Origin of the sequence: Breoghania sp., assembly GCF_030066895.1 — a bacterium.
In the GTDB taxonomy this organism is placed as follows: domain Bacteria; phylum Pseudomonadota; class Alphaproteobacteria; order Rhizobiales; family Stappiaceae; genus Breoghania.
In genome coordinates this window covers 185564-191987 of the sequence record NZ_JASJAV010000030.1, presented here as the reverse complement: position 1 = coordinate 191987, position 6424 = coordinate 185564, and the positions used below count along the sequence as shown (strand labels likewise).

At 61.4% G+C, this 6424-nt stretch carries 7 protein-coding genes; 1 reads left to right on the top strand and 6 read right to left on the bottom strand.

Features of this window, described 5'->3' with window-relative positions:
- Positions 1-121: 121 nt before the first annotated feature.
- The 5 genes from QNJ43_RS23680 to QNJ43_RS23660 are packed head-to-tail and all read right to left on the bottom strand — an operon-like array spanning position 122 to position 4697.
- Positions 122-469: an Hpt domain-containing protein gene (locus tag QNJ43_RS23680; protein WP_300473807.1), complete on the bottom strand. Its 348-nt coding sequence runs from the start codon at positions 467-469 to the stop codon at positions 122-124.
- Complete coding sequence (locus QNJ43_RS23675; RefSeq protein ID WP_300473805.1) at positions 439-1572, bottom strand: HlyD family efflux transporter periplasmic adaptor subunit; 1134 nt, start codon at positions 1570-1572, stop codon at positions 439-441. The genes QNJ43_RS23680 and QNJ43_RS23675 overlap by 31 nt, the downstream gene beginning before the upstream one ends.
- Positions 1573-1590: 18 nt before the next feature.
- On the bottom strand, positions 1591-2049 hold the full coding sequence (locus QNJ43_RS23670; protein ID WP_300473803.1) for a hypothetical protein: 459 nt from the start codon (positions 2047-2049) through the stop codon (positions 1591-1593).
- 39 nt (positions 2050-2088) lie between these two features.
- Positions 2089-2838, bottom strand: coding sequence for a glycosyltransferase family 2 protein (locus tag QNJ43_RS23665; RefSeq protein ID WP_300473801.1), 750 nt, complete (start codon positions 2836-2838; stop codon positions 2089-2091).
- The gene (locus tag QNJ43_RS23660; RefSeq protein WP_300473798.1) at positions 2835-4697 is read right to left on the bottom strand and encodes a response regulator; all 1863 of its coding nucleotides are present in this window, start codon (positions 4695-4697) and stop codon (positions 2835-2837) included. Before QNJ43_RS23660 ends, QNJ43_RS23665 begins: the two co-directional genes overlap by 4 nt.
- Before the next feature lie 404 nt (positions 4698-5101).
- Here QNJ43_RS23660 and QNJ43_RS23655 point away from each other — a divergent pair, with 404 nt between their 5' ends.
- The gene (locus QNJ43_RS23655; RefSeq protein ID WP_300473796.1) at positions 5102-5731 is read left to right on the top strand and encodes a type 1 glutamine amidotransferase; all 630 of its coding nucleotides are present in this window, start codon (positions 5102-5104) and stop codon (positions 5729-5731) included.
- Between the two features lie 189 nt (positions 5732-5920).
- On the opposite strand, the gene hpaR is transcribed toward QNJ43_RS23655, so the two are convergent.
- On the bottom strand, positions 5921-6367 hold the full coding sequence (hpaR, locus tag QNJ43_RS23650; protein ID WP_300473794.1) for a homoprotocatechuate degradation operon regulator HpaR: 447 nt from the start codon (positions 6365-6367) through the stop codon (positions 5921-5923).
- Between the last annotated feature and the right edge of the window lie 57 nt (positions 6368-6424).

Sequence of the window (6424 nt, the reverse complement as noted above, 5' to 3'; positions counted from 1 at the left end):
ATCCCCCGGACTTCGCCGGGGGATGACGACGGAGAGGGGAGGGGGCTGCGTGAGAAAGGGGAGACGGCGGAGAAAGGGCGGGACGCCAGGCCCCCATCTCCACGTCACACCTGCCGGGTGTTCAGAATACCCGGCAGGTGTGACGTGGAGTTCTTGGTGCGCACCTGTTCCACCTGCAACGCGGTTTCCGCGACTTCGCGGGCCATGGTGCGTTCGTAGCTGCATCCGGCCGCCTCGTCCCTCGGCCAGTCCTGGAGGTGTTGTGCAGGGACGCGACCTTGCGGTGAAGGTCGGTGAAGCCGATCGAGCCGCAACTGCCCTTCAGCGTATGCAGGGCGGTCAGCGCATCCTGGCTGGGCGGCTCGCCGATGGTGTGCGCGATGTAGTGGAATCGGAAATCGGAAAAGAGCTTCTGGATTGTCGTGCAGTGCCGTTCGATCAGCTCGCTGAGTGCGTTGGGGTCCGCCATGACGCCTCCGATTTTATCTTCCTGGTTTTTTCTTCCGCTTCTGCGCGGGTGTGAAAGAGGTTGGCGGCAAAGTGCCGTGTTCCTTTCATCAGGGCGAAGATGCCGGCCGCGGTCCTGTTCCGACGGCTCACGCGCACCTTCGTGTGCAGGGGGAAATTGCGCCCGTCCTCGATCGTGATCCGGGCCAGCTGATTGCGCTCGGCCGATTGGAACGTGTTTTGGAACTCCGCCGGCAGCGTGTCGGTGACCGGCAGAACCTCCACGACCCGTCCCGACAGCGTCTCCTGACTGGAATCGAGCACCACCGCCTCGCCGACCTTCACCGGGAACAGGTGGTGAGAGGGCAGGTAAGCCAGCACGTAATGCGGGCCGGTATAGAGGCTGAGGATCTTCTCGCCCGTCAGGAACAGGTTGCCCTGGGCGGGCAGTTCGCTGTCGATGGTTCCGTTGACGGGCGCGCGCAGCACGCCGTCGTCATAGAGACGGGCGAGATTGGCATAGGCGCGGCGAACCTGATCGAGCGCCGGTTGCAACGCCTTTTCGGAGGCCGGATGTCCGGCGATCTGGGCTTCCAGCCGGATCATCATCTCGTGCGCGCTGTTGTTTTCCGTCAGCGCCTCCGGAACCCGATCGGCCGGGGCGAGCCCCTTCTTGGAAAGCTGGTCGATATTCTGCTTCACCGCCTTCGCCTCGGTGAGCCGGGCTCGGGCGATGGGCAGCAGATCGCGCGCGATGCGCATCTCTTCCTGTTTGTCGGGCGCCTCGCGCGTCAGCTCCGCAATGCGCAGCGACAACACCGCCAGCCGCTCGGAAATCTCCACCGACGAGACGATGCCGAGGACCTCGCCCCTGTGGACGCTCTGGCCGATCCGGAGCGGCATTTCGTCGAGGCGACCGATATATTCCGCCTCCACGTCGATACGCTCCTGCAGCACAAGGCCGGGCGGTCGCAGCAGCACCATGTCGCCCCACACGTAATTGAGAATTCCGACGCCGATGGCCGCCAGAATACCCAGATAGACCCAGCGTCCGAGGGAGCGCTTGTTGGTTCTGCGTTTGTTGACATGGGTGTCGACGCGCTCACGCGAGCGAAGCCTGCGCATGGTCAGTTGCTCCTGATGTCATGAACTTTTTGCGGGACGTAGCTGTCCTGATAGGAGGAGTGGAAGATCCACTACGTCCACGTAGGCCGCCAGCCGGATGAACCGCATGATGAAGCCGTTGAAGACGCTGAAGCCGAACATGTAGGGCATTAGCGGTGCGGCACGCACATGCGGCGTTAGCCAGGCGGCGAGAAGGAAGACCGGGAAGTCGATCAGCACCAGCATCACCTGAAGCGCGATCAGGATGATGATCGCGAAGGCGCCGTAGGTCACGAACAGCCACACCAGATAGAACGGCATGATATTGGCCGCGACGAAGTTGAAGACCAGGTATTCCAGGTGGTGCAGCACCTCGTTGATGCGGAAGCGCGGATGGAACGGATTGAGGTTGAAGCGGTGCTTGCGGAAGCGCAGCCGCACCGCGTCGCGTTCCCGGCGGAACCGCTGACGGGTCAGCGCGGCCAGTGTTTCCGGCACGTTCGTGTAGCAGACGGAATCTATGCGGAAGCCGATCTTCTAGCCACGCGCGCGAAGCCGCATGGTCACGTCGAGATCCTCGCCCCCGCCCGCATCGCATCCGCCCACGCTTTCAAGCGCGGTGCGGCGGAAGACGGAATAGCCGCCCGACGAGTAGATCACCTGATCGATGGCGAGCGCGCCCTGTTTGCCGAGTGCGATGGTGAGCATGTACTCGATCGCCTGCATGGTGGCGATTAGGCCGGAATGCGCGTTGCGCACCTGGATATTGCCGGCCACGCTGCCCACCGCCGGATCCTCGAAGGGTTCCACGATCCGGCGGAAGGCATCGCGGTCGAGCGAGCAGTCGCAATCGATGTTGATCAGGATGTCGCCGGTCGCCATGCGCTGGCACATGTTGAACCCGGCCGACTTGCCGCCGCGCAGGTCGATCCACAGGGCCCGGTCGATCTCGCCCTTCTTCAGGAGCTCGCGCAGCACCTCTTCCATGCCGTTGGTCGAGCCGTCGGAGAAGACGACGATCTCATCGGGCGGACGCGACTGCTCGCGCATCGAGGCGATGCAGCGGCGCACGGCATCGCGCTCGTTGTGACCGGCGAGAATGACGGAAACCTTGTGCTTGAACGCGGCTTCTAGCGATCTCTTCGGCGGGCGCGGCACGAGAACGGCCGGCAGGAACAGACCGAAATAACGCGGCACTTCGAAGATGATGACCACCGCCGTCAGCACCATGAGGCTGTCGAAGCTTTGCCCGGTGATGTAGCTAAGGGCCTGGGAGAGGTCGTTCATCCGAACAGGTCCTTCGGCCCGAAGACGGAAAAGCGCGGGGCCAGATCGATCTTCAGGCTCGATTGGGCGATCTCGTTATAGGTTTCGCTGTTGGCCTTGAAGCTCTCGGCCGCCAGACGGTCGAGCAGCAGGTAATCGAAATCCGTGCCCTGGTGGATGATGGCGCTCTCGCCGAAATAGTTCTTCAGATTTTCGATGAGTTGGCGGCGTGAAAATTCCACCAGCCGCGGCCCGTGCTCGGAAAGCTGGAGGCGGCGTTGCGGATAGCCGGCGGTCGCCAGACAGAAGGGGGGCGCGGACTCGGTGTAATTGTGCGCCGCCTTGTTGATCGCGATCACCAGATCCAGCGGCAGTTCGGCGAATTTCAGTTGGCTCTGGGCGGCACCGGTGACGATATAGCCTTCCTCCACGAAGGCGCGTCCCTTCTCCGTCAGCGCGTATTCGAAGACGTCATGGGTCTTGATCGCGTCGCCGCTGGTATGGGTGCCGCAATCCAGACACTTGAAGCCGATCGCCGCATCCGAGGATGAAGCCCCACAATTGCGGCAGGTGACGACCGTGCCCGGCTTGTCGTAATCCACTCCGAAATGGCGCAGTTCGCGTGTGCATTTCGGGCACACCAGATCCGAACCCTGCTTGAAGTCCGGCATGGGGCCCTGATAGGCGCACTTGAAGTGGTGAATGATCGCCGTCTCCTCCAGATTGGAAGAGCCGCATTCGAAGCATTCCTCGCGCACGTTGAGGCGCATGGACTCGCAGACCGGGCAACTGTGCAACCGATCGGCGAAGGAGCGCTCCAGCAACCCGTCGGTGACAAGTCGTCCTGACAACTCCGCCACCTCGGCTTCCTCAAGCTCAAGCGCGATATTGTAGGAAAAGCCGAGCGGACTTGAGCCGGTGAACTCCGGCATCAGCTTGCGGGCCCGCACGTAGAGCGCGGCCAGCACCTTGTTGGCAAGTTCGTGCAACTGGTGGATCTCCAGATGGACGGAGGCCCGCGCCTCGGCGAATTCCTGCACCCGGCTCTGGACGATGCGCTCCGCCGATCCGCGCGGGATCTTCGGCAACGAGATGTCCGCCTTGTGGCGCAGGTGCTCGGTCTCGTCGACGATCAGCAGCAGGTGCAGATCGCCCAGCATCCACAAATGGCGCAGGTCCGAGACGGTGGCGGGCTCGGTGAGCACGACCATGTCGTAGTCGCCGCCGCTCGTCATGCGCTTGCGCGCTTCGACGGAAAATCCGGCCGGGCCGATATCCCGCGGCCAGAAGAGTGGCTGGTTCTGCGTATAGCCGGAAGGGCGGGCGCGCAAGGGAACCACGCGGTTCACTGTCGAGCCTTCCGTCTCCGTGCTCTCTTCCGCGTCCTCTTTCAACGGCGGGGGCGGAGGGGAAGGCGGCGTGGCGTGCTTTTCGGAATTCAGCGTTTCCAGAAAATCCAGCAGCTCGTCGAAATCGAACGGCTTGGCGAAGATCCGCGCAAACACGTCGCGCATCCTGCCTTCTGCTTCGAGCGTGTCGGGATCGGCGGTCATGGCGACGAAGACCGGCCGGACGTCGCCCCCGTGCTGTTCCAGAAACTGCGCCACCACCTCGGTGCCGGTCAGGCCCGGCAGGTGGTAATCCATCAGCGCCAGGTCGAACGGCTCCTCCAGCAGCATCTTGAGCGCCGCCTTGCCGTCATGGGCGATGTGGACCTCGTGCCCCTTGGTGGAAAGCACGAGCTTGAGAATGTCTTGAGTGACCGGAGAATCTTCGGTGATGAGGATCCGTTTTGTAGCGGCGGAATGAACTCGATCTGACGAAGAGGAACTATGTGAACTGATTGATATTGGCTCCCCCAGGAGCCTCGACGTATACACGTAATTGACAAATTGATACGGACATGCATAAAAGTATAAAGTTAATCTGACGTTTATAATTGGAATAAATGTTGTATATAAAAAAATAATTACGCGATGAATACTGTAATAATATTTGTTATTCAAAATTTTTCCATTAATATTATTTAAAATTGTAGAATATACGTATTGGAAAACGTTCGGATAGACATTAATTACAATTCGAGACCAGTAATCGTCTTGCGCGGCGCGTGTGGTGGCGCCCCGGCGATCGTGCTATTTGCCTGAATGCGGGCCCGCAGAGCGCCCCGATTCCAACACATGCCCTGACCGCGCAAGCGTCGGACGTCTTCCTGAGCGGGGCTTGAATAAAGTGACGAAAAAGGACTATTGGCATCCTTCTGCCCGACCATGCGCCGGAAGAGATGGCGCGTGACAAGGGGGATTTCGACCGGTGTTTCCGCGCGCTTCTGGGTGAGAACGAATTTTCCTATCTGAGCTTCGACGTGGAGGCGGGCGAACTGCCGGACAGCGTGGAGGCGGCCGATGATGGCTGGTTGATCACCGGTTCGCGCCACGGCGCCTACGAGGATCATCCCTGGCGCGATCCGCTGGAGGATTTTATCCGTGCTGCCCGTGCTGCGGCGCGCCCCGTCGTCGGCATCTGCTTCGGCCACCAGATCGTTGCCCGCGCGCTGGGCGGCGAGGTGAAGCCCGCCGATATCGGCTGGATCGCCGGGCCGCAGACCTATCGCGGTCCGTACGAGCACATTTTCACGGTCAATGCCCTGCACCACGACCAGGTCACCCGCCCGCCGGAGGGTGTGGAGGTGATCGTCACCAGCGAAAACTGCGCCGTTGCGGGGCTCTACGAACCGGGCAAGGTGCTGATCTTCCAGCCGCACCCGGAATTCGATTCCGATTTCATGGAGCGCCTGTTCAAGGTACGCAGCAATCTCCTGCCGGAGGAAATGCTGAACACGATACCCGCGACCGCATCCGCGAAACGCTGCTCGATCGCCCCTATGTCGCCGATCTCATGCGCTCGTTCCTGAAGGACCCGTCCTTCCGGTTTTGAGGGGATGGGGAAGGGGGAGTGCATTTTGCGCGCTGCTCAGTTTTTTCCACCGTCATTGTCCGGCGCAGTCCGGACAATCCAGCAGGTGGCGGCGTATACGGAGAGTGCTGGATCCCCCGGACTTTGCCGGGGATGATGACGGAGAGAGGGGGAAAAGTCCGCCCCGCTACCGCTCGCCTTCCACGGCCCGCAGATCGTCCAGTAGATCGAGAAGCTGCGCCACGTTTTCCTGTCCGAAGCGGCGTTCCAGCCGTGACATGATCTCGTGGCTTTCCTCCGCATGGCGGGCGATCAGCTCGCGTCCACCGTCGGTCAGCTCGACGATGGACTTGCGGCGGTCATGGGCATCCGGGCGGCGCAACAGATAGCCGTCGCCCTCCATCGATGACAGAATGCGCGTCAGGCTCGGCAAAAGCAGGCAGGCGGCCTCAGCAATCGCGGTCTGCTCCACCGGGCCCATCTCGTCGAGAACTCGCAACACCCGCCACTTCTGCTCGCTGATTCCGCTTTTGGCCAGCATTTCGCGGATCGGCCCCATCACGGTCTCGCGGGCGTGCAGCAGCGCAATGGGGAGAGAACGGGCGGTCTTGCGAAGAGGCGGTGTCTGCGACATTGCAAAGCAATCCCTCGAAATGGAAAAATCCTCAAGAGGCGATATCAAATCGATTAA

Bases quoted from the DNA above. Each gene is read 5' to 3' on its own strand.
- hpaR (WP_300473794.1), bottom strand. From the start codon at position 6,367: ATGTCGCAGACACCGCCTCTTCGCAAGACCGCCCGTTCTCTCCCCATT.
- QNJ43_RS23665 (WP_300473801.1), bottom strand. From the start codon at position 2,838: ATGAACGACCTCTCCCAGGCCCTTAGCTACATCACCGGGCAAAGCTTC.
- QNJ43_RS23680 (WP_300473807.1), bottom strand. From the start codon at position 469: ATGGCGGACCCCAACGCACTCAGCGAGCTGATCGAACGGCACTGCACG.
- QNJ43_RS23675 (WP_300473805.1), bottom strand. From the start codon at position 1,572: ATGCGCAGGCTTCGCTCGCGTGAGCGCGTCGACACCCATGTCAACAAA.
- QNJ43_RS23655 (WP_300473796.1), top strand. From the start codon at position 5,102: ATGGCGCGTGACAAGGGGGATTTCGACCGGTGTTTCCGCGCGCTTCTG.